The sequence below is a fragment of the Nocardia sp. 852002-51101_SCH5132738 genome (genome assembly GCF_001665695.1).
Lineage (GTDB): Bacteria > Actinomycetota > Actinomycetes > Mycobacteriales > Mycobacteriaceae > Nocardia > Nocardia nova.
Window position 1 is genome coordinate 50,294 of record NZ_LZML01000032.1, and the last position, 26,148, is coordinate 76,441.

The window sequence follows — 26,148 nt, forward strand, 5'->3', positions numbered from 1 at the left end:
GAGCATCCGAAAGCTGTGCGGGTGGCGGAAGTTCACAGCCGATTGCCAGCCCGAAAGCCTGCCGGACACAGCAACGAGTCGTTCCATGAATGACCACGGGCCCCGCCCGGCGGCCCGTGTTCCGAGAAAGGTAGTCCGTTGCTCTCCTCCACGAGTTCCTCGCGCCGCCGGCTGATCGCCCGCGTCGCCGTCGCCGGCGCGATCGCGGCCGCCCCCGTCGCCGCGGTCGCGGTACCCGCTTTCGCCGATACCCCGTCCGCCACGCAGATCGACTGGCACGACCACGATCACGACCACGACGGGTGGCGTCATCATCACGATCGCGATCACGATCACGACAACGGCCCGTGGCAGTCCGGTCCCGGCGGCTTCCTGCCCGGACCCCCGCCCACCGGCTCGTTCGGCTGATCGAACCGCACAGCCGAGGAACATACGAGGGCCGTTCCCTTTCCGGGAGCGGCCCTCGTCCGCTGTGTGGAACACGGATTCGGTGCTCGTGACCGGGATGGCGGCACCGTGGCCTGGTCGCTTCAAAGTTCATTCACAGTTCGCGAACATCGCCGTCCCAGCCGGCGGCGTTTCGATGTACTCGTGAGCCGCCGGGCCGCCCGGTCCGAATCCCCAGCACGGCTCCGTATTTCGCAGACGAAAGGCCGAAACCTTGCAGACCACCGCGAAGCCGAAGAACCGCACCCGCCGCCTCGCGACCCGCGTCGCCGTCGCCGGTGCGCTCGTCGTCGTTCCCCTGTCCGCGCTCGCCGTGCCGGCCTTCGCCGACGCCCCGGCCAACACCCCCAGCGCGGTCACCATCGACCGCGACAACCACCCCGGCGACCGCGATCACGACGGCGACCACCGCGGACCCGATCGCGACAACCGCGGCGACAACCACGGCGATCGAGACCGCGGACCGGAGAACCAGCCGGCACCCGGCCCGCAGCTGCCCCAGCTCCCGCCGACCGGTTCCGCCGGCTGATCCCCGAAACGGTGAAGGCCACCCCGCTCGACGCGGGGTGGCCTTCACGGGCGCCTTACCGGCTCATGCCATTCCGGCGATCCAGTTGTGCATCCAGGAGATCGCGGTCTGGCCGCCGCCCACCGAATAGCTGCCGTAGGAGGTGTGCGTGCCGGACTGGTAGAAGTGCTCGAGCTGTTCCACCCGCTGCTGGTTGGCGTCGTCGGTGAGCTGCGACTGCAGGGCCGCGACACCGCCGTGCGCCATCAGGTCGCCGATGATCGACCCCGCCTCGAGCTGGTAGCGCCACAGGTTCGCCGCGCTCGCACCGGAGGCCTGCGCCAGGAAGCCGGCGAAGCGGGTGACGTAGTCGGTGTCCTCGGTGGAGCAGTACAGGTCACCGGCCGCGCAGATGGTGCGCACCCGGTCGCTGAGGAAGCCGAATCCACCCACGCGCGGGCCACCGGCGCCCGCGCCGCCGACCACCGGGCCGACCTGGACGTCGGTGGGCGAACGACGCGGATCGGAGATCAGGCCGACACCCGAAACGCGGTCCGGCGAAACGGCGCCCAGGCCGGTGCCGATCTCGGCGGCCAGATCGCCCGCGGCATCCGCACCCTGGCTGTAACCGACGATCGCGTAGTGCGTACCGGCGCAGCGGGCCGCCATCGCCTGGATGAGGCCGCGCGCGTTGTCGGTCGCTTCCTTCTTGGAGGCGCCGTAGACATCGCCCTCCCACGGGAAAGCGGTCGCGGCGTAGCTGACGTAGTCGACGTCCGTCGAACTCGGCAGGCCGCGCGTCACACCCGACAGCATGCCGGGGCCGACCATATGGTCGGGCTTGTGATCACCGGTCTCCCAGGTGCCCGGAATCGCGACGACATACAGGCTCGGGCAACCGGGATCCGCGCTCGCGGAACCGCTTCCGACCGCGGTACCCGACACTGCCATACCAGCCAGTACCGCGACTGCCGCCCCGGCGGCCGCGACAACCTTCTTCAACCGCATGCTGCTCCAGTTCAAGCCAGCCCTCGCCGGGGCTCCCCATATGTATTCGCCGCTGATGATGCCGCCGCCACATTGCCGCGCGGTAAATTCCCGGCGAAGCAAAAACCGCCCGCGTCCGTGAACTCGTGAACGAGTTCGGACGCGGACCAAGAGCATTTACGACATACCGGTGCTCAGGATAACGGCGGCACGGTGGAACTGCCATCCGAGCTCGAAATCCCGTCCGATTTCCGATGTTTGGGACGCGGGTACACGTTTTCGCAGTACAGGGCGAAAATACGAGGCGTCCACGGGCTTTCGAGCCCTGTCTCTTTTGGGTCGTGTTTTATCTTTTTTCGATTTACTGTCAAAAATTCCGTGCCCCCCGGGCCCCCACCCCGGGCGGACGCCTCGTATTTTCGATTGTTCGACCGACAGTCGGCCCCCGCCGTCCCGGCCGGGACTCAGCGCTGGGCGACCGCCGTCGGAGCGATCGGCGCCGGCAGCGCGGTCTCACCCTCGAGGTGCTTGTCCACCGCCGAGGCGGCGGCGCGGCCCTCGGCGATGGCCCATACGATCAGCGACTGACCACGCCCCATATCGCCGGCGACGAAGACGCCGGGCACGGTGGTCTGGAAGTCCTTACCGCGCTTGACGTTGCCACGCTGGTCGTAGCCCACGCCGAGATCCTCGAGCAGACCCGGCTTCTGCGGGCCGACGAAGCCCATCGCTAGCAGGACCAGATCGGCCTCCAGGGTGAAGTCGGTGCCCTCGACCTTCTCGAAGCGGCCGTTGACGTTACGGACCTCGTGCGCCTGCAGGCCGGTGACCTTGCCGTCCGCACCGATGAACCGTTCGGTGTTCACCGAGAAGACGCGCTCGCCACCCTCTTCGTGCGCCGAGGAGACCCGGAACATCAGCGGGTAGGTCGGCCACGGGGTCGACTCGGCCCGCTCCTCCGGCGGCCTCGGCATGATCTCGAACTGGTGGACGCTCGCCGCGCCTTGGCGGTGCGAGGTGCCCAGGCAGTCGGCGCCGGTGTCACCGCCACCGATGATGACGACCTTCTTGCCCTTGGCGTGGATCCTCGGCAGGCCCTCCTCGTCGGCGACCGGGTCGCCCAGCTGAACCCGGTTGGCCAGCGGCAGGAATTCCATCGCCTGGTGGATGCCGTCCAGATCGCGACCCGGAATCGGCAGGTCCCGCGCGATGGTGGAACCACCCGCGAGCACCACCGCGTCGAACTGCTCACGCAGCTGCTCGGCGGTGATGTCGACACCGACGTTCACGCCCGCCTTGAAGATGGTGCCCTCGGCCTCCATCTGCGCCAGGCGGCGGTCGATGAAGCGCTTCTCCATCTTGAATTCCGGAATGCCGTAGCGCAGCAGGCCACCGATGCGGTCGTCGCGCTCGAACACCGTGACGGTGTGGCCGGCGCGGGTCAGCTGCTGGGCCGCGGCCAGACCGGCCGGACCCGAACCCACGACCGCGACCTTCTTCCCGGTCAGGCGGGTCGGATAGACCGGCTGCACCCAGCCCTCGTCGAAGGCGTTCTCGATGAGTTCGACCTCGACCTGCTTGATGGTGACCGGATCCTGGTTGATACCGAGCACACACGACGCCTCACACGGCGCCGGGCACAACCGCCCGGTGAATTCCGGGAAGTTGTTGGTCGCGTGCAGACGGTCGATGCCCTCGCGCCAGCGATCCCGGTAGACCAGGTCGTTCCACTCGGGAATCAGGTTCCCCAGCGGGCAGCCGTTGTGGCAGAACGGGATACCGCAGTCCATGCAGCGGCTGGCCTGGGTCTGCAGGGTCTGGTGGGAGTAGTTCTCCTCGTAGACCTCTTTCCAGTCCATCAGGCGCAGCGGTACCGGACGCCGAGTGGGCAGTTCCCGGCTGGTGTGCTTCAGAAATCCCTGTGGATCACCCACGTGCGGCCTCCGTATTTTCGCCTCTCAGGACCGTCCGTGCGTCTTGCACGCGTCTCACGTTATCCACGTGCGGCCTCCATGATCGCCTCGTCGACATCCCGCCCGGCCTTCTCAGCCTCGGAGATAGCGAGCAATACCTTCTTGTAGTCGCGAGGCATAACCTTCACGAAGTGGTTCACCTGCTGCGACCAATCGCTCAGGATGCGTTCGGCCACTGCCGAACCCGTCGCGTCGCGATGGCTCGCGACGACGTCGCGCAGCCAGGTGAAGTCCTCGCCCTCGAGCTGTTCGATATCCACCAGCTCGGTGTTGAGGTTGGCTTCGAACGTGCCGTTCGGGTTGTAGATGTAGGCGATACCGCCCGACATACCGGCACCGAAGTTGCGCCCGGTCTCGCCGAGGATGACGACCCGGCCACCGGTCATGTACTCGCAGCCGTGATCACCCACGCCCTCGACCACCGCGGTGGCGCCCGAGTTACGCACGCAGAACCGCTCGCCGACCACGCCGCGGATGAACGCCTCACCGCTGGTGGCGCCGAACAGGATCACGTTGCCCGCGATGATGTTCTCTTCGGCGACGAAGGACTCCGGCGCGTTCAGCGACGGCCGCACCACCAGGTGTCCGCCCGAAAGGCCCTTGCCCACATAGTCGTTGGCATCACCGAACACCCGCAGGGTGATACCGGCCGGGACGAACGCGCCGAAGCTGTTGCCCGCCGAACCGGTGAAGGTGATGTCGATGGTGTCGTCGGGCAGGCCGGCGCCACCGTAGAGCTTGGTCACCTCGTGGCCGAGCATGGTGCCGACCGTGCGGTTCACGTTCGTGATCTTGGTCTCGAACTTGACCGGCTTGCCGCGCTCGAGCGCATCCGCCGCCTGAGCGATGAGCTGGTTGTCCAGCGCCTTGTCCAGACCGTGGTCCTGAGTCTTGGTGCAGCGGCGGTCCTGGTACATGAACGCCGTCTCGACATCGTCGAGGATCGGCGACAGATCCAGCTTGCTCGCCTTCCAGTGCTCCTTGGCCTTGGTCGTGTCGAGCAGGTCGACCCGGCCGATGGCCTCGTCGAGCGAGCGCAGACCCAGCGAGGCCAGCAGCTCCCGCACCTCTTCGGCGATGAACATGAAGAAGTTCTCGACGAATTCGGGCTTACCGGTGAAGCGCTGACGCAGCACCGGATTCTGGGTCGCGACGCCGACCGGGCAGGTGTCGAGGTGGCAGACGCGCATCATGACGCAGCCGGAGACCACCAGCGGAGCGGTCGCGAAGCCGTACTCCTCGGCGCCGAGCAAGGCGCCGATCAGCACGTCGCGGCCGGTCTTCATCTGGCCGTCGACCTGCACCACGATGCGGTCGCGCAGACCGTTGAGCAGCAGGGTCTGCTGGGTCTCGGCCAGGCCGAGTTCCCAGGGGCCGCCCGCGTGCTTCAGCGAGGTCAGCGGCGAGGCGCCGGTACCACCGTCGTGGCCGGAGATCAGCACGACGTCGGCGTGAGCCTTCGACACACCGGCCGCGACCGTTCCGACACCCGGCTCCGCGACAAGTTTCACGTGAATCCGAGCCTGCGGATTCGCGTTCTTCAGGTCGTGGATCAGCTGGGCCAGATCCTCGATCGAGTAGATGTCGTGATGCGGCGGCGGCGAGATCAGGCCGACACCCGGCGTCGAGTGCCGCACCTCGGCGACCCACGGGTACACCTTGTGCGCGGGCAGCTGACCGCCCTCACCGGGCTTGGCGCCCTGGGCCATCTTGATCTGGATGTCGGTGCAGTTGGTCAGGTAGTGCGCGGTCACGCCGAAGCGACCCGACGCCACCTGCTTGATCGCGCTGCGCCGCCAGTCGCCGCTGTCCTCCGGCTCGAAGCGAGCCGGCGACTCGCCGCCCTCGCCCGAGTTGGAACGGCCGCCGAGGCGGTTCATCGCGATGGCGAGGGTCTCGTGCGCCTCCGCGGAGATCGAGCCGTAGCTCATCGCGCCGGTGGAGAAGCGCTTCACGATCTCGCTGGCGGGCTCGACCTGCTCGACCGGAATCGCGTGCCGGCCCTCGGTCTTGAACTTGAACAGGCCGCGCAGCGAGGCCAGGCGCTCGGACTGGTCGTCGACCAGCTTGGTGTACTCCTTGAAGATCGAGTACTGACCCGAGCGGGTCGCGTGCTGCAGCTTGAACACCGTGTCCGGGTTGAACAGGTGGTACTCACCCTCGCGCCGCCACTGGTACTCACCGCCGATCTCGAGCTCGCGGTGCGCGCGCTCGGTGCGGTTCTCCAGGAAGGCGATCCGGTGGCGGGCGGCGACCTCGGCGGCGATGTCGTCGAGACCGATGCCGTCCAGCGGCGAGGTCAGGCCGGTGAAGTACTGGTCGCAGAGTTCCTGCGACAGACCCACGACCTGGAACAGCTGCGCGCCGCGGTAGGAGGCGATGGTGGAGATGCCCATCTTGGACATCACCTTCAGTACGCCCTTGCCGGCCGCCTTGTTGTAGTTCTTGACGGCCGCCGCGTAGTCCGCCGCCTTGTCGCCGGTGCTGCCGGGCATCTCCAGCGCGCCGCGCTCGAGCATGTCCTCGATCGACTCGAAGGCCATGTAGGGGTTGATCGCGGCCGCGCCGAAGCCGACCAGCATGGCCATGTGGTGCACCTCGCGGGCGTCACCGGCCTCGACCACCAGGCCGACCTTGGTGCGGGTGCGCTCGCGCACCAGGTGGTGGTGCACCGAGGCGGTGAGCAGCAGCGACGGAATCGGCGCCAGCTTCTCGTTGGATTCCCGGTCGGACAGCACGATGATCCGCGCGCCGCCGTCGATGGCGGCCGACACCTGGGCGTTGATCGCCTCGAGTGCCTTGCGCAGGCCCTTGCCACCCTTCTTCACCGAGTAGAGGCCGCGCACGACCACCGAACGCAGCTCGGGCCGCGAACCGTCGTCGTTGATGTGGACGAGCTTGGCCAGCTCGTCGTTGTCGAGAATCGGCTGGGTCAGCGTGATGTGGCGACAGGATTCCGGACCCGGATGCAGCAGGTCGGCCTCAGGGCCGATGGTGCTGCGCAGGCTGGTGACGACCTCCTCGCGGATGGCGTCCAGCGGCGGGTTGGTGACCTGGGCGAACAGCTGCGCGAAGTAGTCGAACAGCAGACGCGGACGCGAGGACAGCACGGCGATCGGCGTGTCGGTGCCCATCGAACCCAGCGCCTCACCGCCGGTCTTGGCCATCGGCGAGATCAGCAGGCTCAGTTCCTCGGTGGAGTATCCGAAGATCTGCTGACGGATGAGCACGCGGTCGTGCGACATGTGCTCGTGCGGACGGTCGGGCAGCTCGGCGAGCTTGGTGATGCCCTCGTCGAGCCACTCCTGGTACGGCTGCTCGGCCGCCAGCTGCGACTTGATCTCGTCGTCGCTGATGATGCGGCCCTGCGAGGTGTCGACCAGGAACATGCGGCCGGGCTGCAGACGGGCCTTGCGGACCACCTTCGACGGCTCGATGTCGAGCACGCCGACCTCGGAGGCCATGACGACCAGGCCGTCCTCGGTGACCCAGATGCGGGAGGGGCGCAGACCGTTGCGGTCCAGCACCGCGCCGACCACGGTGCCGTCGGTGAAGCACACCGAGGCCGGACCGTCCCACGGCTCCATCAGCATAGAGTGGTAGCGGTAGAAGGCGCGCTGCGCCGGGTCCATCGACTCGTGCCGCTCCCAGGCCTCCGGGATCATCATCAGCACGGCGTGCGGCAGGCTGCGGCCACCGAGGTGCAGCAGTTCCAGCACCTCGTCGAAGCGCGCGGTGTCGGAGGCGCCCGGGGTGCAGACCGGGAAGATCTTCTCCAGCCGGTTGTTGCCCTCGCTGTCGGTGCCGAAGATCTCGGAGTTCAGCAGCGCTTCACGCGCGCGCATCCAGTTCTCGTTACCGGTGACGGTGTTGATCTCACCGTTGTGCGCGACGCGGCGGAACGGGTGGGCCAGCGGCCAGGACGGGAAGGTGTTAGTCGAGAAGCGCGAGTGCACGATGCCCAGCGCCGATTCCACCCGGTCGTCCTGCAGATCCAGGTAGAACGCCCGCAGCTGCGGGGTGGTGAACATGCCCTTGTAGACGAAGGTCTGGCCGGACAGGCTCGGGAAGTAGACGGTCTCGCGGCCGACCGCACCCTCGCCGGCGCCCTGCTTGCCGAGCTCGTGCTCGACCCGCTTGCGCACGACGTAGGCACGCCGCTCCAGATCCATACCACCGAGCTGCTCGGCGGCATCGGCGGGCGAGGCGATGAACAGCTGACGGAACGTCGGCATGGCGTCGCGCGACAGCGCACCCAGGGAGGACTCGTCGATCGGAACCTCGCGCCAGCCCAGAACGGCCAGGCCCTCTTCCTTGACGATCTTCTCGACCCGGTAGCAGGCGCGGGCGGCCTCGCGGCGGGCCTGCGGCAGGAATGCGATACCGGTGGCGTAGGAGCCTTCCGGCGGCAACTCGAAGTTGGCACCATTCTCCGCCAGCACGGCCCGGAAGAACCGGTCAGGAAGCTGGATCATGATGCCCGCACCGTCACCGGAGTTGGGTTCCGCACCCGCAGCACCACGGTGCTCCAGGTTCAGCAGTGCCGTAATAGCCTTGTCGACGATGTCGCGGCTACGACGGCCATGCATGTCGACGACGAACGCGACACCGCAGGAGTCGTGCTCGTTCGCCGGGTCATAAAGACCAGTGCGGCCAGGTGACCGGTGTCCCATTCGCGGCTCGCCGCGGTGGCCAGGAAGTTGCGTCATGCCTCTGCCTTCAAGAAATAGGCGCCTTCAACGAAGAGGCCTTCGATTTCGATGCCTTCTTCCGATGGCCCTCGTCGAAACGCCTCCGCCTAGACTGCGTCCGGACGTTGCGGCGACCAGCGGCGCTGATGGTCATCCCGTGCAGTCAAACTCTCCAGTTGTCCACCCGCTTCGGTTTCGTAGTCGGGTGCTCGGTGGTAGCGGAACTCTGAGGAGTTCCTTACCCACCGCGCCGTGCTCGCCCGCTAGGCTGATGCTTGCGGCTCGTGGCCGAGTCCGGGCGACGAGTCGGACATTTCGCGTCCGACACTTAGAGCAAACGATAAGTCAGGACCGGAGCCCAACCAACTTAGGTTGTGCTAAATACTCCGTCTACCTGGGCATCTACATCGGTCCTCCACTACCTGCGCGTTCTCCAGTGTAAAGCAGGCGGCGCGGATCGCTGAGTCGCGTTCGCCACTGCCGTCGATAGCGCCTGGGCATCGGTCACGAGCTGGGAGCCCAGTCCTGCGCAACGCTCTCACCTGCGTCGAAACAGATTTCCCCGTACGCGGCGGCGGCAAACCGGGGTGTAAGGCGGCTAACTCTCCGGACACCCGGAGGAGACATTCCGGATACCGGAGCGACAAGCCACGCCAATGTGCGGACCGTACGGCATCGTTTGCGAATGTGGAGTTCAGCACATTCTCGGCAAACCAAGATCGAGAATGACTGTGGTTTATTTCACATCCGTTGCGGGACAAAGCGTTACGGTCGCGCGGACCAGGGCGGCACCGTGCAGCGCGTCCACCCGGCCCGAGGTCAGCACCGGGAACACCGCGGCCGCGAGCTGCTGCGCACAATCCGGTGCGGTAAGCACCGTGCGGTGAGCCGCCAGCTGATTCAGGATCTCGCTGTTGACCTCGTCGATCACCGGCCGCACGGCGGCCAGATCCGACGCATCCGGTGTGGGCGCGGCCGCCGGATCGAAGCGCCACCGGGTGAGTAGTCCGTACTGCACGGTCTTGTTGGCCTCGATCTGTCCGGCGAACACCTGCCGCACCCAGTCCTGCGGCAGCCCCGACCGGGTGCCGGCCGCGGCCATCGCGTCGTAGACCTGCGCCTCGCGCGCCGGATCGTCGACGACCGGAGGCTGCCCGGTCCGCTGCGAGGCGGTCCATTTGGCGGCGGCGACGGCATCGGCGGTGTTCAGGCGGCGCAGCACCAACTCCACCAGCGGACTCAGTGCCGACCGGCCCTCCTCCGCCGGAGCCGCCTGCGCCTGCGGAAGTACTCGTTCGGTGGTCATCGGCGCCACGATCGCGAATGCCGAGGTGACGAGCAGGGCGGCCGCGACGAGACGGGTACGCCGGCGCGCGTGGTGACGATCGAATCGCGACAGCGCCCCGGTGTCGGTGTCGACCACCGGATCGCCGGTTTCGCCCGCATATGGTCCTCCCCCGATCCGATGAATACCGACTCCCCGGGTCGCTCGCACGTTCCGCCCTCCTGTCACCGCCGCACCATCGTGTCGATCGGTGCCGCCCTACCCGAGAGTAGGGTTTCGCTCCGCAGCCGTCTGTGAGGCTCACCACATCGATGCCGCCGCGCTCGGTGGTTCTTCGCTCGGCCTGTCACTCTGAACCTGATTGCGCGCGACCGCGGCGCTCGGCGGATGGCCCGCCCCGCTCGCGCGCGGGGGCACACCACCGCCCGGACCACGATGCAACGACCGTTTCGCCCGGTGGCGACAACGATTGGGACCCAGAGGATGTGAATCCGTTGACCGATCCCCACGTCTTCGAACAGTCCCCCACCGAAAGTTCGGCATCCGGACCCTCGGGGTCCGGCTCCCGCACGACAGAATCGCGAGCGAGGCGGTCCCCCGCCGCGGCGCTGACCTGGCTCGGTGGCGCCGAAGCCGGCCGCGGCGACCGGCACGAGGGATCGACGTACGCCGTGACCGGCGGGGTGGTGCTGCTGTTCGCGGTGCTGTCCGGGATCGTCGTCGCGGCGGCCGGTGTGGCGGCGCACTGGCCCGCCGCGGTCGTGGCGGTCGTCGCGCTGCCGGCGACACTGCTGGTCGGCGCGATCTCGCGAGCCTCGGCCACCGCGCCACTGTCCGCCGGTCGCGGCCGGGCCGAGCGGATCGGGCGGATCGCGGTCGCCGTGATCACCGGTGTCCTGGTGGCCGAGCTGGCGAGCACGGTGATTCTCGCCGGATCCGTCGACCGCACGCTCGACGATCGGTCCCGCCGCGACGCCGACTCCGCCGCGACAGTGGTCACCGCCCGCACGGAGCTCGACCGAGCCACTGCCGAACGCAGCGCACTCACCCGGACCATCGCCCAGGCGCAGGCCGATTTGGATCAGGCCCTCGTCGTCGCCCGCTGTGAATACCACCCGACGCCGCAGTGCCCGCAGACCAAGATCACCGGGGTGCCCGGCCGGGGTCCGGAATCACAGACCGCCAACGCGATGCTCGACGATGCCCGCGGACGGCTCAACACCGCCGAGGCGCGCGTCCAGCCCGTGGACGCGGAGATCGCCACCCGCCAGAGCGCCCTGGAGCAGGCCCGCACCGCCGCCTTCCACACCGGAGACCGTGGTCTCGGCGCGCGCTGGCTGGCCATGAACGACTACACCACCGGACATCTGGGTGCGCTGCTGTTGCGCCTGCTCACGATCGCGATCGGGGTTCTCCTCGCCCTGCTGCCGCTGGTGCTGCGCTCCTGGCGGGGCGAATCGTCGTTCGACCGCGCCGTGGCCGCGCGCGCCGAAGCCGACCGCGCCGAGCGGGAAGCCGATACCGCGGTCGCCGTCCAGCGGGCCGAACACCGGGTGGCCACCGCGCAACTGGCGTTGCACGCCGATACCGCCATCGACCGCGAGCGCCAGCGCAAACGCGTGATAGCGGCGATCGGCAACCTGGAAATCGGCATCACCGAACCGCAGCGCCGGGCGGTCGCCGAATTCGAGGCGCTGGCCGCCCTTCCGCCGGGTGCGCAGACCGCATCCGCGACCTCCCCGACCACGGGCGCATTGCCCGCCGCCGAATCCCCGGCCCGAACCGACTCGACACAGGAGGCGACCGTGACCGCACGGAATCTGCCCGCACAGCTGCCCTCGGCCGGCCTCGCGCCGCATTCGCCGGCCGCGGTGCCCGCCCCGCGCGAGGACGCGAAAAAAGGTGGCGGGCTGGAACTTCCGGTGATCGGCACGGTGCCGTTCACCGATACCGCCGCGCGCTGGATCCGTCCGCTGGTCCCCGGATTCGTCACCACCGCGCTCGATCGGACCATCGACACCGCGGTCGCACCGTTGCGGACCGTCCGTCAGGTCTTCGAGGAGGCGGAGGAGATCACCTTCACCCTCAAACGCACCCGCAAGGTGACGGTGAACTCCGAGGATTCGCTCGATCCGGCGGTGGGCTACGGACATCCGGGCCACCCGCTGCCGGATGCGCCCTACGCCCAGGTCACCGCTTCGTACCCGTACGACGCCTATCAGCACGACCCGCGTTATGCCGCCTACCGGCACGACCCGCGCTACGCGCGCTATGCGGCCCTCCCGCACCGGAATCCCGCCGCGCACCCCGATCTGCCGGAATCCGGCCGATACGGCGAACTGCCCGCCGGCGAGACGACCGAACTCGGCTACCGCGCCCCCCGCGAACTGCCGCCCGGCTCCGGCCGCGACTGACCGAACCCGACCGGACGCCCCAGGCGTCGCGGTCACGTGGTTTTCGGCCGAACCGGTCATATCCACCCGGTTGCGTCACCCGCCGGGTGGCCGATCGGATAACCGTCATACGTCCCGGTCCGTGGATAGACTCGGCCCGTGTTTCCAGTCGTGACCGATCGGGAGGGGCGATCGTCCGCCCACCGCGTGGCGCCGCCGCGCGGTGCCGACGACCGCGACTCCGGCGGTGGAGACGACGCCGAACGCATCCCGGTGCGACCGCTGACGTGGCGGGAGTTGGCCGACCTGCCCTTCGCGGTATTGCAGCATCGGATCCGGCCGATCGCCGGGTTGGCGGGTGCGGGTCTGGCCGCGGCCCTGGGGATCGTCGTCGGGGTCACCGCGTTGGTGTCGCTCGCGACCGACGATTCGAGCGCCGGAACCGCCTGGGCGGCAATCCTTTCCACAGCCTGCTGTGCATGGGTGCTGCGGCTGTGGATAGTGGGCGTGACCGTGCCGATCGGGTTGGCCGTCGTCCACAACCGGCCGATCACCGCGCGCACCGCCACTGCGCGCCTACTCCCGGTGTCCGGCCGGCTGCTGCTGAACCAGGTGATCTCCACAGCGATCGGCGTCGGCATTCTCCTGCTCGGTACGCCGCTGATCATCACGCTGATTCCGGCGGTGATCTGGCTGGCTCGGGTGCGCGGTACGCGATGGCCGATCGTGCCGGTCCTGTTCGCCGAATCGACCCCGTACGCGGCGGCGGTCCGGCGAGCGAAACTGCTCGCCACCGGACGGGTGATGCCGCTGGCCGGACTGTGGCTCTATCTGCGCGGCGTGCTGCTGATGCTGGCGGTGCCGGTCGCGGGACTTCTGGGCTTCCTCTCCGATATCTCCGGAACCCATCGCTGGGCGGTCGTCACTCTGCTGTCCGGTGCGGCGCTGCTGATTTCGGCGTTCGCCGCGGCCGTCGACGCCGCAACCGCCGTGGTGGTGTATCTCGACAGGCGTTGCGGCCGGGAGGGTTTGGATATCCGGATATCCACCGGGCAGGCGGCACGGTGACCGACGACGCACGCGCGGATCGGCCCGCGGCGCCGCCACCCCCGACGCTCGGAGCGGCCGCCCAGCACCGGGCCGCGGCCGAATCCGCCGCCGGGCACCACGACTTCGATACCGCACTGCGCGAACGCTTCCGCGCCGTCGTACGCGGACTCGAACAGGGCGGCGTACTCGAGGTCCGGCGTTCGCGCACGGCCCGGGAGACCGCCTCGGCCGCGGCGGACGCGCTTCCGGACGCCTCGGCCGAATTGGACTACGCCGCACACAGTTTCGACGAGATCGTCTACGGCGGCCGCACTGCCACTCCGGACGAATATCAGCGCCTCACCTCGGCCGATCGCTATTCGCTGGCGCCGCCTCCTCCGCCCGACCCGGTCGAACAGCAGCGGTCCGAACGCAAGCGCGCCGGTCGCCGCCGCTTGCCGCCGCTGCCACAGTTGGTGCGCGACAAGCGCTTCTGGGCCATCGTGCTCGGCGCGCTCGTCATCGCGCTCGTCGGGTACCTGCTGTTCCGGCTGGCCGCCGCGCCGACGGCCCCGCCGCAACCGACCCAGCCGCACTCACCACCGCCGCCCGATCACCCGGATATCCGCCCGCCCGACATGGGCGAGGGCAGCGATTCGATCTTCCAGCGCTTACCGCCCTGGCTGGCCTACGGCGGGTTGCAGGCGCTGGTCTTCGCCGCCGTCGTGGTCTGGTGGCGCGCCCGCCGCCGGGGTGCCGTGGTCGGCGAGCCGCGCCCGGTGCAGGTGGCGGCCGGTGAGCTGCTGGCGGGTCAGGCCGCGCTCTACCGCAGGACCAAGGATCGCGACCATGTCGCGGCGAAATTGCGCGCGGCCACGCTGCGACGCGTCCGCGGCCGGGTGAATCTGCGCGCCGATGCCGCGCCGGAGCAGGTGAGCGCGGTGATCGGCGCCCGGATCGGCGTCGATCCCGGCCGCATCGCCACGGCCTTCTACGGCCCCGTCGCCGACGACTCGGCGCTGGAATACGTGGCGGCACAACTGGACTGGATCGAATCGGAAATAGGATGACGGAGACCGGATGACCACGGCGCAGACCAACCACATCCCCACGGCCGACCAGGCGCTCCGGGCGCTGGGCGAGGTACGTGCCGAGATCGGCAAGGCGGTCGTCGGCAACGACCACGCCGTGCTGTACCTCGTGCTCGCCCTGCTGTGCCGTGGCCACGTGCTGTTGGAAGGTGTGCCGGGCGTGGCAAAGACGCTGCTGGTGCGCGCCCTGGCCGCGGCGCTGGAACTCGACCACACCCGGGTGCAGTTCACTCCGGATCTGATGCCCGGCGATGTGACCGGCTCCCAGATCTACGATCCGCATTCGGCCGAATTCACCTTCCGCCGCGGGCCGGTCTTCACCAATCTGCTGCTCGCCGACGAGATCAACCGCACGCCGCCGAAAACCCAATCGGCACTGCTGGAGTCGATGGAGGAGCGGCAGGTGTCGGTGGCCGGCGTCCCGCAGCCGCTGCCCGATCCGTTCGTGGTGATCGCGACCCAGAATCCGATCGAACAGGAGGGCACCTACCCACTGCCGGAGGCGCAGCTGGACCGGTTCCTGTTCAAGGTGGACATCCAGCTGCCCGGCCGCGACGACGAATTCCGGATCCTGCAGCGCCACGCCGCCGGCTTCGACCCGCGCGACCTGGAGGCAGCGGGCGTGCGGCCCGTCGCCGGAGCTGCGCATATCGCGGCGGCACGGGCCGCCGTCGCGCAGGTGACGGTCAACCCGGAGGTGCTGGCCTACATCGTCGATCTGTGCCGCGCCACCCGTACCTCGCCCGCGGTCCAGCACGGCGCTTCCCCGCGCGGCGCGACCGCGGTGCTGGCCTCGGCGCGGGCCCTGGCGTGGCTGAACGGCCGCGCCTTCGTCACTCCCGACGATGTGAAAACCGTTGCGGTGACGGCTCTCCGGCATCGTCTGCAGTTACGTCCCGAGGCCGAACTGGACGGCGTGACCGGTGAAGGCGTGATGTCCTCGCTGTTGGCCGCGGTCCCGGTTCCGGTGTAGCGCAATGATCGTCACGGGTCGGCTCGCGGTCTGCGCGGCGGTGGCTGCGGTGGTGGTCGGTGTCGCGCTGCCGTCCTGGGCCGGCGTCGCCGTACTGACGAGTGTGCTGGCCTTCCTCGTCGCGATCGACGTGATCTCCTGTCGCGCCGATGATCTCGAGTTGTCCCGGGTTCCGCTCACCACCGTCCGCGTCGGCCACACCACCACCGTCGAGCTCACCGTGCTGAACCGCGGCGCCCGCGCGGTGCGGGCGCGGCTGTGGGACGACTGGCCGCCCAGTGCGCAGGCACCGGCCGAGACCCACCAGTTGCAGCTGCCGCCGAATACCACCACCCGGCTGGCCACCACCGTCCGCCCGGCTCGCCGCGGCGATCGGATCGCGGGGCCGGTCACGGTTCGGTTGTTCGGACCGCTCGGTCTGGCGGGGCGGCAGTTCCGTCGCACCGTGCCCGCGACGGTGCGTGCGCTGCCGCCGTTTCGGACCGAACGGATCCTCGCCGCCAAGGTGAAACGGCTGCAGCATCTGGACGGCCGATCGGTCGCCACTCTGCGTGGTCCGGGCTCGGAATTCGATTCCTTCCGCGAATATGTGGCCGGTGACGATGTGCGGTCCATCGACTGGCGAGCCACGGCCCGCGCCACCGATGTGCTGGTACGCACCTGGCGTCCCGAACGCAACCGCCACGTGCTGATGTTGCTGGATACCGGCCGAATCAGCGCCGCCCGGCTCGGTGAGCAGACTCGGCTGGACACCGCCGTCGAGGCCGCGCTGCTGCTGGGCGGACTGGCGGCCGCGGCCGGGGATACCGTCGACCTGCTGGCCTTCGATCGCGAGATTCGCGCCGAAGTCCGGGGCGCACGCGGAAAGGCGGTGCAGCCCAAGCTGATGCACGCCCTCTCGGGCGTCGTGCCCGCGCTGCTGGATGCCGACACCCCGGCGATGGTCCGCACCGCGGTTCGCCACACCCGCCGCCGCAGCCTGGTGGTCTGGTTCACCAGTCTCGACGGGGCGATGGTCGAAGAGAATCTGCTGCCGGTACTCCCGGTGTTGAGCAGCCGGCACCGGGTGCTGCTGGTGTCGGTCACCGATCCGGAGATCGCGGCGACCGCGACCCGTCGCGATACCGCTGCCGAGGTCTATGCCGCCGCGGCCGCCGAACATCTGCTGACCGAACGCGCGATCGTGCGAGAAACCCTGCAGCGCCAGGGCATCGACGTGGTGGCCGCACCGCCGGAGCGAGTCCCGGAGGCGCTGGCCGACGAGTACCTGGAACTGAAGCGGTCCGGAGCCCTCTGAGCGTTCACGATCCCGGCCGGACCACCGATGCGTACGGCTGCGCCGGCCCGGCGGGTGGCGCCCACTGCTGGGGCATCGGCCAGAAGGGCAGGCGGGGCGGCGGCAGAATCCGGCGCTGCCGCTCCCCGATGACCGCACCGAGGATGTGCAGCGGCGGATATCCGGCCGGTGGCGCCACCCGCAGTTGATCGCACACCGCGATCACCAGCGCCGCACCGAGTTCCGCCTGCACCTGCGGGGTGAGCTGCGGGAAGCGGGTCAGATACCGCCGCACGGGCAGCGCGAGATCCTCGGTGAGACCGGACAGATCCAGCCGGCCCACCCAGTCGACCAGCCAGGGCGGGGCAGTGGCCAGCGCGGGCATGGGAATTCGCGCCCGATCCGACACCACGACGGTGCCGGCCAGGATGTCACCGACCCGGCGCGCCCGCGGCGAACAGAGCGAGGTGACCACCGCGACCAGGCCGAACCCGCCGAGATTCCAGAAATCGACGAGGGCGCCGGCGAGGCCGCGGGTCAGCGCGTGCCGGAAGTCGACGGGCCCGCCGTCGCTGCGCACGACGCGCAGGCCCAGCGCCAGTTTTCCCACGGTCCGCCCGCGCATCAGCGTCTCGCTGACGACCGGATAGCCGACGAGCACGGTCACCATCGTCACCAGCACGGCCACGTCGACCCACGCGCCGTCGGGTTCGAATCGGAACAACACGGCGAAGACGGCCGACAACAACAGCAGGCCGAGCACGAGTTGCAGCACCAGATCGATCGCGAAGGCCGCGGCCCGGGTGGGGATGCGCGCGATCGGCAACTGCAGGGAGACGGCCTCCCCGGTGGTGAAATCGGCCATGATCGCTCCAGTATCCCGAATCGGGCCCGTGCGAACTAGCCTTCGAGAGGACCGGGCGGACACAGGAGAATCGCCGCGATACCCAGCGCAGCTCATTGCGGCGATTCGGTCGGGTGCGGGTGTCCCGCAGGAGCACAGGAGGAGCCGATGGACGTCGACGCCTATTCGTTCGCGCAGCGGCGGCATTGGGATCGGCTCGACCGGCTGACCGCGCAGCGGCGGCTCAGCGGCGCCGAGGTCGACGAATTCGTGGCCCTGTACCGCCGCACCTCCCAGCAGCTGGCGCGGTTGCAATCACATTCGCCCGATCCGGAGTTGATCAACGGTCTGAGCGCGGTACTCGCGCGGGCCCGGGGACGGCTGCTGGGCGCGCGCACCGACACCTGGTCGCAGATCGGCTATTTCTTCACCCATCGGTTCCCCGCCGCGGTGTATCGAGCGTGGCCGTGGTGGGCCTCGGTGGCGGCGGCGTTTCTGGCCGTCTCGGCCGGTATCGGCATCTGGGTGTCCGGCTCCGGTTCGGCGCGAAGGACTTTGGGGCTGCCGTCGAACGCGGAATCGCTGACAGCCCCCGGCGGCCGCTTCGAGTCCTATTACTCCGAACATCCCCACGACGCCTTCGCCGCACAGGTGTGGACCAACAACGCCTGGGTGTCGGCCATCGCGTTGTTCACCGGCATCCTGATTCTCCCGGCGGCCTATCTGCTGTTCATGAACGCACTGAACGTCGGAGTCTCCGCGGGGCTGATGGCGGATGCCGGTCGGCTCGACTCGTTCTTCGGATTCCTGCTCCCCCACGGCATGCTCGAGCTCACGGCCGTCTTCGTCGCCGGCGGCGCGGGGCTGAAACTGGGTTGGACGCTGATAGAGCCGGGGCGGTCGTCACGCGCCGAGGCGCTGGCCCGGCAGGGACGGGCGACGGCGACGATCGCACTCGGGCTGGTGGCGGTCCTATTGGTCTCGGGCCTGATCGAGGGTTTCGTCACACCCGCCGACTGGCCCGCGCCGGTGCGAATCGGTGTCGGGCTGGTTGCCGAACTCGGATTTCTGACCTACGTCTTCGGCCCGGGGCGCCGAGCGGTGCAGGAACGCGCGGCGTTGCGGTCCGCGACCGATGCGAGCGAGCGCATATCGAGCTAACGCCGGGGCGGTTCTGCTGAGGCTGAGAAAATCCCTTGCGAGAGGGCGGGGATTCGAAGGATCATCGGAGTGCCGATTTGAGATCCACTGGCCGCAGCGAGTCCAGCTCAGCTGCGGCCAGCGTTACCGTCGACTCTACACAATCGTTATCCCTGCGCAACCTCCTGCACACTCCGTCTGCCCGGCCGTAACCGAGCCGAAACCCGCAGTCCGACAGCATCTCCGGAGACCATTCGCAAATACCTGGCGGGCGGTCGGAAATAACGGTCCCACGCATACCGCAACGCTCCGGTAGCCGGGATTTTTCTGCCAATTCGGCCGTTACTCGCGGTGCCGGATACCCGGACAGCGATGATTCCCCGGCGCGTCGCCTGCTGCTCACCTGTTGGTCATCACTGCAGGTCAGGGGCTCAATCGACCTGCGTCCGACCGGCTTTACCCACCTCACTCGGCCAGCAAACCAACTTCAAGTTTGTTACTGCCGGAGTTTCCAAGTCTGCTGTCAGGTAATTCTCAGATGGTTGGGTATGCGCTTCCATTGAATTGCGCAGTTATTTCGACAGCGAACTCGAACGGCGTTTTTTCACCGGTGATATCCGAAGCGAATAACGACCGGTCAACCGCCGAAAGTGCGGCGAAGATCACACCGGCACGCGCGTCCTCGCTCGAACCTGCGGGTATCCGACCTGCCGGACCGCGATACTGAGACCCATGACCGCCGAACAGCAACCCACTCCGGTCGTCACGCAGGCCGCGGAACGGTTCGAAATCAGCGTGGACGATCGGCTCGCCGGATTCACCGAATACCTCGACCACGACGGGCAGCGGATCTTCTACCACACCGAAATCGACTCCGACTTCGCCGGACGCGGCCTGGCCGGCGCCCTGGTCTCACAGGCACTGGACCGTACCCGCGAGGCCGGTTTGCGGATCGTGCCGATCTGCCCGTTCGTGGCCGGCTACATCCAGAAGCACGAGGAATTCGCCGACATCACCGACGCTGTCACGCAGGACGCCGTCGACTACGTGCGCACGCAGCGAGGCCGCTGACGACCGTCCCCGGAAACGATGCCGTCAGCGCACCCGGTCCGCGACCGGAACGTTCCACGCCTCGGGCAGATTGTGACTCGACACCTCGGCGATATCGCGCAATCGCCCGAGGGGAGTTCCCAAGCGGCTCAATTGGATAAGGCCCTGCGCGGTCATCACCACAGTGGCGCTGTAGGCGGCCAGGGTCGACGCGTCGAGTTCGGCGCCGGATTCCTCGGCGGCGCGGCGTAGCCGCTCGGCGACACCGCGTTCCATGGCGGCGGTGGTCCGATTCCCGATGCTGATCACTTCGGGCAGCCGCGAGCCGAGCTGGGCGATGCTGTTGAGCATCAGGCAACCACGCCGATCGGGCTGTGAGACGCAGTCGTCGATGATCGCCTCGAACAGTGCGCGCACCGCCGCCTGCGCCGAACCGGGAGCCGAGGTCACCACCTCCCGGACCAGGCGAGCACGGCCCTCGCAATAGCGTTCGAAGGCCGCGAGGAACAGTCCGCGCTTGCTGCGGTAGGCGGCGTAGATGCTGCCGTTTCCGATGCCACTGGCCCGCGAGACGTCCTCGACCGACGTCTGCTCGAAACCCTGCGACCAGAACAGTTCGGTGGCGGCGTCGAGCAAGGCCGATTCGTCGAACTGTCGTGGCCTCCCCATGGCGCCCACCGTATCAATCCCACTGCGACCCCGGCCACAAAGCTTGTTCTGGAGGCGTCACTCCAGAATGATGGCGGGATGGCCCTCGAACTCGCTCAACTACCGCGTCGGCGCGTAGGAATTCTGGTCTTCGACGGCGTCAAGATGCTCGACTTCACCGGTCCAGCGGAGGTGTTCGTCGAGGCCAACCAAGCCTGCCCCGGATACGAGGTCGTGCTGGTATCGGCGGACGGCGGCAGTGTGCAGACCTCGATCGGCGCCCGGATCGAATGCGCTGTCGCGGCAGCCGACGCGGGCGCCTTCGACACCGTCGTGATCCCGGGCAGTGAGCTGCCACCCTCGAAATTCGTCACACCCGAACTGCTCGCAGCGGCACGGCGACTGTCGTGGAACACCCGGCGTCTGGCATCGGTGTGCAGCGGCGCGTTCGTCCTCGCCGAACTGGGCCTGTTCGACGGACGCCGGGCCACCACGCACTGGAAGTTCGCCGCCCATCTGGCCCGGCGCTATCCCGCGATCGACGTGGCCGCCGACGACATCTACGTGCGTGACGGAAACCTCTACAGCTCGGCCGGAGTCACCGCCGGGGTCGACCTGGCGCTGGCGATGGTCGAGGAGGATTTCGGCCCCGACATCGCGCGCCGGATCGCCCAGCTCATGGTGGTGTACATGCAGCGCGCGGGCGGGCAGTCGCAGTTCTCGGCCTCGCTGTCGGGGCCGGCGCCGCGCAGCCCGCTGGTGCGCAAGGCCGTCGACCTCGTCTGCGCGAATCCGGCCTTCCCCCATACCGTTCGGACGCTGGCGGCACACGCCAACGTCAGTCCGCGCCATCTGACCAGACTGTTCCGCGCCGAATTGGAGCGCTCCCCCGCCGAGTACGTCGCCTTCATCCGCTTCGGGTTCGCCCGCGACATGCTGCATGCCGGCTTCGGAGTGACCGAGGCGGCGATGGCCGCGGGCTACGGCAGCAGTGAGGCGATGCGCCGCGCGTTCGTCGCCCGGCTCGGGATATCGCCCAGTAAATATCAGCGCCGGTTCCGCTCGACCGGTTCCGGCGAGACCCCCTTGGTCGCCGCCGTGTCTTGATCCGGTGTTTTCGCGTCCCGTAGCGAGGGGCGCGCCGCCCTCCGACCAGCGGAAACTGGTCGGGCGCCGCGTTGTTCGCAGCCGCACACCCGCTGAAAGGAAAAACCCGATGACCGGAAATCCGCTGGGCGTCTCCCTCGAGCCGGCCGCCCAGGAGTTCGTCGACGCGACCTCCCAGCCGCCGTTCCTCTATCAGCTGCCGCCCGAGGAGGGCCGCAAAGCCGTTGATTCGGTGCAGGATTCACCGATCGAGAAGCCGGCGATCGACGAGGAGTGGATCACCGTCGAGGGCGGGCCGACCGGGTCGGTGCGGGCTCGCATCGTCAAGCCGCAGGGTGTGACCGACATCCTGCCCGTCATCGTCTACACCCACGGCGCGGGCTGGGTGTTCGGCGATGCGCACACCCACGACCGGCTGGTACGCGATCTCGCCGTGGGCGTGCACGCGGCCGTCGTCTTCCCCGAATACGACCGCTCCCCCGAGGTGCGCTACCCGGTGGCCAACGAGCAGTCCTACCGCGTCGCGCAGTGGGTGCGCTCGAACGGCGCCGAGAAGGGGCTCGACACCACCCGCATCGCGATCGCCGGTGATTCGGTGGGCGGCAATATGGCCATCGCGCTGACACTGATGGCCAAGGAGCGGGGCGACGTCTCGTTCGTCCAGCAAGTGCTGTTCTATCCCGTCACCGACGCCAACTTCGATACGCCGTCGTACGAGCGGTTCGCCGAAGGCTACTTCCTGACTCGGGAAGGGATGCGGTGGTTCTGGGACCAGTACACGACCAGCGAAGCGGACCGCGCCCAGATCACGGCCTCGCCGCTGCGCGCCACCACCGAGCAGCTCGCCGGGCTGCCGCCGGCGCTGGTGATCACCGGTGAGGCCGACGTCCTGCGCGACGAGGGCGAGGCCTTCGCCGCCAAACTCCGCGACGCCGGCGTCCCCGTCGTCCAGACCCGTTACGGCGGCATCATCCACGATTTCGTCATGGTCAACTCCATGCACGACACCAACGCCGCGAAAGCAGCCGTCGCCCAGGCGGTTTCGGTGCTGCGGGCGGCCCTGTACCCGGCCTGACACACAAAAAGAAGAGCCGCAGATCGGATTCGATCTGCGGCTCTTCCTCTGTGGGCGAAGGGGGACTTGAACCCCCACGTCCCGAAGGACACTGGCACCTGAAGCCAGCGCGTCTGCCATTCCGCCACTCGCCCGAGCGACTGGAAGACAGTATCACGCGCTCGGTTCCGGCACGAAATCGCCTGCTCACGAGGGTTGCGGACGAGTATTTTCGGGTAATGGGAACCGTGGGTGGACGGTCGTGAGTTACAGGGGTGGAGGATCGTGGATATCATGCAGTGACCGTGTCCGTTCGACGACACGCCCTATCGGCATGTCGTGTCGCGGGATCGTGACGCCCGGACGACACAGACCGATCAGCTGACGTAGACATACAGCGTAGGCAACGAGGGCGGGCATCGAAGGGAGGCCGGTATGGGCATCGTCTCGCGTTTCGAGCGACGTCTGCAGGGCGCCGTCGGTGACGCCTTCGCCAGGGTCTTCGGCGGCAGCGTCGTTCCCCAGGAGGTGGAAGCGGCGCTGCAGCGCGAGGCCTCGGATCGCCTGAGCGAACTCGACGGCGGGCATCTGCTCGCCCCGAACGTCTACGTCATCACGGTCAACCCCACGGACCTGCAGGAACTCGACGCAGACCACGAGTTGACCACCCGCGCGTTCGCCAAGCATTTACAGGACTACATCCGCGATCAGGGGTGGCAGACCTACGGTGAAGTGCACGTCGAATTCGAGACATCCCCTACGCTGCACACCGGACAGTTCAGGACGCACGGCCGGGTCGACCCGGATGCGGGCCGCCGGAACCCCCCGGCGCCGCGCCGGCCGCCCGATCGACCTGGACGACCCCCACAACGACCCGCACACCCGCAACCAGGAGCTGGCCCCATGACGCAGAACTCAGGCTACGACCCCAGCCGAGAGCCCGCGGAGTCCGATCCACGCAACCGCGGGTACGCACCCCCGCCGGGGGGCCGCCCCGCGCCGCAATATCAGGACGACTACGGCCGGGGTGGCCAGTATCCCGGTGCCGGTGAGTACGCCGCGCCGGAATCGCAGCCTGCCTATGGCGACTATCAGCAGGGCGGCGGCGACTACCAGAACGGCTACGACTACCAGCAGGGCGGCGCGGGCTACCAGCAGGGCGGCGCGGCCTACGGTCAGCCGGGCTACGAGCAGGGCAGCTACGACCAGAGCAGTTACGACCAGGGTTACGGCCAGCAGGCCTATGCCGACCAGGGGTACGGCCAGCAGCAGGCGTACGAACAGGGCGGCTACGAGCAGAGCGGCTACGACCAGGGTTACGGCCAGCAGGGCTACGCCGACCAGGGGTACGGGCAACAGCAGGGCTACCCGGAGCAGAACTACGGTCAGCAGCCGGGCTACGGCCAGGCCCCCGGATACGACCAGGGTTACCAGGCTCAGGGCGGCTACGGCCAGCAGGGCTACGCCGACCCCGGCTATGCCGATCAGGGGTACGCGGACCAGGGCGGTTACGGCGCCGAGGATCAGGCCTACGGTCAGCAGCCGGCCTACGGACAGCAGGGCGGCTACGCAGCGGCCCCGCCGCCGGCGCGCGGAGGGTCCGGTTATTCGGCCACCCTGCACCTCGACGACGGCAGCGGCCGCACGTACCAGCTACGCGAGGGCAGCAACATCATCGGGCGTGGCCAGGACGCCCATTTCCGGCTTCCCGACACCGGGGTGTCCCGCCGCCACATCGAGGTGCGCTGGGACGGTCAGGTCGCGATGCTGTCGGATCTCGGTTCCACCAACGGGACGCTGGTCAACGGCTCGCCCGTCCAGGATTGGCAGCTCGCCGACGGAGATGTGATCCGGGCCGGGCATTCCGAGATCCTGATCCGAATCGTCTGATCCCGTAAGCTCGCCGGTGCAGGTCACGATGGGGCGCGAAAACCGCTCGCCCGTATCGTGATCGCAACCGGTCATCGGCCCTATTATGCTGCCAACATTCGCTCGGCAGCCGGGCCGTGCTGACCAGCACGCCGGTTGGGGGACGAAACGCCACTACGGGACCGGTCGAACAGGAGGTGGAGCGCCGTGCAGGGACTGATCCTGCAGTTGACCCGTGCGGGGTTCCTCTTGTTGTTGTGGCTGTTCGTGTGGGCGGTGCTTCGCACCTTGCGCAGCGACATCTACGCGGCATCAGGCATTCGGATCCAGCCCCGACCCACCCGAGGTTCGGTGGTGCTGCCATCCTTCAGCCGTGGCCAGAAGGGCGCCAAGTATCTAGTGGTGACTCAGGGTTCACTCGCCGGCACTCGGATCACGCTCGGCACCCAACCGGTGCTCATCGGGCGTGCAGACGACTCCACGCTGGTACTGACCGACGACTACGCCTCGACCCGGCATGCACGGTTATCGCCGCGCGGCGAGGACTGGTACGTCGAAGACTTAGGATCGACCAACGGGACCTACCTCGATCGAGCGAAGGTCACCACCCCCGTCCGAGTTCCGCTCGGCACCCCTGTCCGTGTCGGTAAGACTGTGATCGAGCTGCGATCGTGACTCAAGTTCTCCGCTACGCAGCGCGTAGCGACCGTGGTCTCGTCCGGGCGAACAACGAGGACTCCGTCTATGCCGGTGCACGCCTGCTGGCGCTCGCCGACGGCATGGGCGGGCACGCCGCCGGTGAGGTGGCCTCGCAGTTGATGATCGCCGCGCTGGCTCATCTCGACGACGACGAGCCCGGCGACGATCTGCTCGGCAAACTCGACCGGGCGATTCGCGAAGGCAACGCCGCGATCGCCGACCAGGTCGAGGAGGAACCCGAACTCGACGGTATGGGCACCACGCTCACCACCATCCTGTTCGCGGGCAAGAAGCTCGGCCTCGCCCATATCGGCGACTCCCGGGCCTATCTGCTCCGCAACGGCGAGCTCGCCCAGATCACCCGCGACGACACCTTCGTCCAGTCGCTGGTCGACGAGGGCCGGATCACCCCGGAGCAGGCCCACACCCATCCGCAGCGGTCACTGATCATGCGGGCACTCACCGGAAACGAGATCGAGCCGACGCTCATCGTCCGGGAAGCCCGCGCCGGTGACCGCTATCTGCTGTGTTCGGACGGCCTGTCCGACGTGGTGAGCGACGAGACCATCGCGAACACCCTGCGCGAGGGCAATACCGACGAGGCGGCCGACCGGCTCATCGAATTGGCCCTGCGCAGCGGCGGTCCCGACAATGTGACCGTCGTCGTCGCCGATGTGATCGATCTCGACTACGGCCAGAGCCACCCCATCGTGGCGGGTGCGGCCTCCGGTGAGGACGAGGACACGCCGCCGCCCAACACCGCCGCCGGGCGTGCCGCCGCCATGCGTCCCCCCCGAGCGGCACCTCGCCGGGCCGCGGTCGCGGCGGAACCGCCCGAGCCGCACAAGAGTCACAAGGGCCGCTGGATCGCGCTGGCCGTCGCCCTGGTCGTGGCCGTCGTGGTCGGACTCGTGGTGGGCTACAAGATGATTCGCAGCAACTACTACGTGGGCGCCGACAACGGCAACGTGGTGATCATGCGCGGTCTGCCCGGCTCGGTCCTCGGCTATTCGATTCAGGATGTGGACCAGCTGGTCTGCGTCGACTCGCACAACAAGGTCACCCTCATGCGCCCCGGCGCCGG

General features: G+C 68.4%; 20 protein-coding genes and 1 tRNA gene. 14 read left to right on the forward strand and 7 right to left on the reverse strand.

Annotated features, from left to right (window positions below):
• The first annotated feature begins 138 nt into the window (after positions 1 to 138).
• Together A5789_RS04875 and A5789_RS04880 are read left to right on the forward strand one after the other, a co-directional pair.
• A complete protein-coding gene (locus A5789_RS04875) occupies positions 139 to 408 on the forward strand; it encodes a hypothetical protein (protein ID WP_064902487.1) in 270 nt (89 codons plus the stop codon).
• Between the two features lie 253 nt (positions 409 to 661).
• Positions 662 to 976: a hypothetical protein gene (locus A5789_RS04880; RefSeq protein WP_064902488.1), complete on the forward strand. Its 315-nt coding sequence runs from the start codon at positions 662 to 664 to the stop codon at positions 974 to 976.
• 63 nt (positions 977 to 1,039) lie between these two features.
• Here A5789_RS04880 and A5789_RS04885 read toward each other — a convergent pair whose 3' ends face one another.
• From A5789_RS04885 to A5789_RS04900, 4 genes are all read right to left on the reverse strand, one after another.
• Positions 1,040 to 1,963, reverse strand: coding sequence for a cutinase family protein (locus A5789_RS04885; protein WP_082857092.1), 924 nt, complete (start codon positions 1,961 to 1,963; stop codon positions 1,040 to 1,042).
• A gap of 443 nt (positions 1,964 to 2,406) precedes the next feature.
• Entirely contained in the window at positions 2,407 to 3,876 is a 1,470-nt protein-coding gene (locus tag A5789_RS04890) for a glutamate synthase subunit beta (protein WP_063015301.1), read from the reverse strand.
• Positions 3,877 to 3,935: 59 nt separating this feature from the next.
• Positions 3,936 to 8,588 (reverse strand): glutamate synthase large subunit, encoded by a 4,653-nt coding sequence (gene gltB / locus A5789_RS04895; protein WP_064904431.1) that lies wholly within the window; start codon positions 8,586 to 8,588, stop codon positions 3,936 to 3,938.
• A 754-nt stretch (positions 8,589 to 9,342) separates the two neighbouring features.
• A complete protein-coding gene (locus A5789_RS04900) occupies positions 9,343 to 10,101 on the reverse strand; it encodes a chorismate mutase (protein WP_156747628.1) in 759 nt (252 codons plus the stop codon).
• A gap of 284 nt (positions 10,102 to 10,385) precedes the next feature.
• On the opposite strand from A5789_RS04900, the gene A5789_RS04905 reads away from it, so the two are divergent.
• The 5 genes from A5789_RS04905 (at position 10,386) to A5789_RS04925 (ending at position 16,674) form a co-directional block, all read left to right on the forward strand.
• Entirely contained in the window at positions 10,386 to 12,305 is a 1,920-nt protein-coding gene (locus A5789_RS04905; protein ID WP_227462909.1) for a DUF4407 domain-containing protein, read from the forward strand.
• A gap of 138 nt (positions 12,306 to 12,443) precedes the next feature.
• Positions 12,444 to 13,352: a hypothetical protein gene (locus A5789_RS36295; protein WP_227462910.1), complete on the forward strand. Its 909-nt coding sequence runs from the start codon at positions 12,444 to 12,446 to the stop codon at positions 13,350 to 13,352.
• Positions 13,349 to 14,383, forward strand: coding sequence for a DUF4129 domain-containing protein (locus tag A5789_RS04915; RefSeq protein WP_064904432.1), 1,035 nt, complete (start codon positions 13,349 to 13,351; stop codon positions 14,381 to 14,383). The genes A5789_RS36295 and A5789_RS04915 overlap by 4 nt, the downstream gene beginning before the upstream one ends.
• A gap of 10 nt (positions 14,384 to 14,393) precedes the next feature.
• A complete protein-coding gene (locus A5789_RS04920) occupies positions 14,394 to 15,377 on the forward strand; it encodes a MoxR family ATPase (protein WP_063015296.1) in 984 nt (327 codons plus the stop codon).
• A 4-nt stretch (positions 15,378 to 15,381) separates the two neighbouring features.
• Positions 15,382 to 16,674: a DUF58 domain-containing protein gene (locus A5789_RS04925; RefSeq protein WP_064904433.1), complete on the forward strand. Its 1,293-nt coding sequence runs from the start codon at positions 15,382 to 15,384 to the stop codon at positions 16,672 to 16,674.
• Positions 16,675 to 16,678: 4 nt separating this feature from the next.
• On the opposite strand, the gene A5789_RS04930 is transcribed toward A5789_RS04925, so the two are convergent.
• On the reverse strand, positions 16,679 to 17,518 hold the full coding sequence (locus A5789_RS04930) for an RDD family protein (RefSeq protein WP_063909557.1): 840 nt from the start codon (positions 17,516 to 17,518) through the stop codon (positions 16,679 to 16,681).
• A 147-nt stretch (positions 17,519 to 17,665) separates the two neighbouring features.
• On the opposite strand from A5789_RS04930, the gene A5789_RS04935 reads away from it, so the two are divergent.
• Positions 17,666 to 18,658 (forward strand): stage II sporulation protein M, encoded by a 993-nt coding sequence (locus tag A5789_RS04935; RefSeq protein ID WP_030516717.1) that lies wholly within the window; start codon positions 17,666 to 17,668, stop codon positions 18,656 to 18,658.
• A gap of 711 nt (positions 18,659 to 19,369) precedes the next feature.
• On the forward strand, positions 19,370 to 19,708 hold the full coding sequence (locus A5789_RS04940; protein ID WP_030516716.1) for a GNAT family N-acetyltransferase: 339 nt from the start codon (positions 19,370 to 19,372) through the stop codon (positions 19,706 to 19,708).
• Positions 19,709 to 19,732: 24 nt separating this feature from the next.
• Here the strand turns inward: A5789_RS04940 and A5789_RS04945 are convergent, their stop codons facing one another.
• Positions 19,733 to 20,356, reverse strand: coding sequence for a TetR/AcrR family transcriptional regulator (locus tag A5789_RS04945; protein WP_063015293.1), 624 nt, complete (start codon positions 20,354 to 20,356; stop codon positions 19,733 to 19,735).
• Positions 20,357 to 20,434: 78 nt separating this feature from the next.
• Between A5789_RS04945 and A5789_RS04950 the strand changes: the two genes are divergently transcribed.
• Both A5789_RS04950 and A5789_RS04955 read left to right on the forward strand, forming a co-directional pair.
• On the forward strand, positions 20,435 to 21,442 hold the full coding sequence (locus tag A5789_RS04950; protein WP_064904435.1) for a GlxA family transcriptional regulator: 1,008 nt from the start codon (positions 20,435 to 20,437) through the stop codon (positions 21,440 to 21,442).
• A gap of 109 nt (positions 21,443 to 21,551) precedes the next feature.
• Entirely contained in the window at positions 21,552 to 22,517 is a 966-nt protein-coding gene (locus tag A5789_RS04955; protein ID WP_063015292.1) for an alpha/beta hydrolase, read from the forward strand.
• A 51-nt stretch (positions 22,518 to 22,568) separates the two neighbouring features.
• Here the strand turns inward: A5789_RS04955 and A5789_RS04960 are convergent.
• Positions 22,569 to 22,651: transfer RNA gene (locus A5789_RS04960), tRNA-Leu, on the reverse strand.
• A 280-nt stretch (positions 22,652 to 22,931) separates the two neighbouring features.
• Between A5789_RS04960 and A5789_RS04965 the strand changes: the two genes are divergently transcribed.
• The 3 genes from A5789_RS04965 to A5789_RS04975 form a co-directional block, all read left to right on the forward strand.
• The gene (locus tag A5789_RS04965; RefSeq protein WP_064904436.1) at positions 22,932 to 24,386 is read left to right on the forward strand and encodes a DUF3662 and FHA domain-containing protein; all 1,455 of its coding nucleotides are present in this window, start codon (positions 22,932 to 22,934) and stop codon (positions 24,384 to 24,386) included.
• Positions 24,387 to 24,572: 186 nt separating this feature from the next.
• Positions 24,573 to 25,040, forward strand: a complete 468-nt coding sequence (locus A5789_RS04970) for an FHA domain-containing protein (RefSeq protein ID WP_030516711.1) — start codon at positions 24,573 to 24,575, stop codon at positions 25,038 to 25,040.
• The coding region (locus tag A5789_RS04975; protein ID WP_064927145.1) for a PP2C family serine/threonine-protein phosphatase at positions 25,037 to 26,148 on the forward strand (1,112 nt) is incomplete at its 3' end. The genes A5789_RS04970 and A5789_RS04975, both read left to right, overlap by 4 nt.

Excerpts from the sequence above, each read along its gene's own strand:
- A5789_RS04885 (WP_082857092.1), bottom strand. The coding sequence starts at position 1,963 with ATGCGGTTGAAGAAGGTTGTCGCGGCCGCCGGGGCGGCAGTCGCGGTA.
- gltB (WP_064904431.1), bottom strand. The coding sequence starts at position 8,588 with ATGGGACACCGGTCACCTGGCCGCACTGGTCTTTATGACCCGGCGAAC.
- A5789_RS04920 (WP_063015296.1), top strand. The coding sequence starts at position 14,394 with ATGACCACGGCGCAGACCAACCACATCCCCACGGCCGACCAGGCGCTC.
- A5789_RS04925 (WP_064904433.1), top strand. The coding sequence starts at position 15,382 with ATGATCGTCACGGGTCGGCTCGCGGTCTGCGCGGCGGTGGCTGCGGTG.
- A5789_RS04930 (WP_063909557.1), bottom strand. The coding sequence starts at position 17,518 with ATGGCCGATTTCACCACCGGGGAGGCCGTCTCCCTGCAGTTGCCGATC.
- A5789_RS04935 (WP_030516717.1), top strand. The coding sequence starts at position 17,666 with ATGGACGTCGACGCCTATTCGTTCGCGCAGCGGCGGCATTGGGATCGG.
- A5789_RS04940 (WP_030516716.1), top strand. The coding sequence starts at position 19,370 with ATGACCGCCGAACAGCAACCCACTCCGGTCGTCACGCAGGCCGCGGAA.
- A5789_RS04945 (WP_063015293.1), bottom strand. The coding sequence starts at position 20,356 with ATGGGGAGGCCACGACAGTTCGACGAATCGGCCTTGCTCGACGCCGCC.
- A5789_RS04950 (WP_064904435.1), top strand. The coding sequence starts at position 20,435 with ATGGCCCTCGAACTCGCTCAACTACCGCGTCGGCGCGTAGGAATTCTG.
- A5789_RS04955 (WP_063015292.1), top strand. The coding sequence starts at position 21,552 with ATGACCGGAAATCCGCTGGGCGTCTCCCTCGAGCCGGCCGCCCAGGAG.
- A5789_RS04965 (WP_064904436.1), top strand. The coding sequence starts at position 22,932 with ATGGGCATCGTCTCGCGTTTCGAGCGACGTCTGCAGGGCGCCGTCGGT.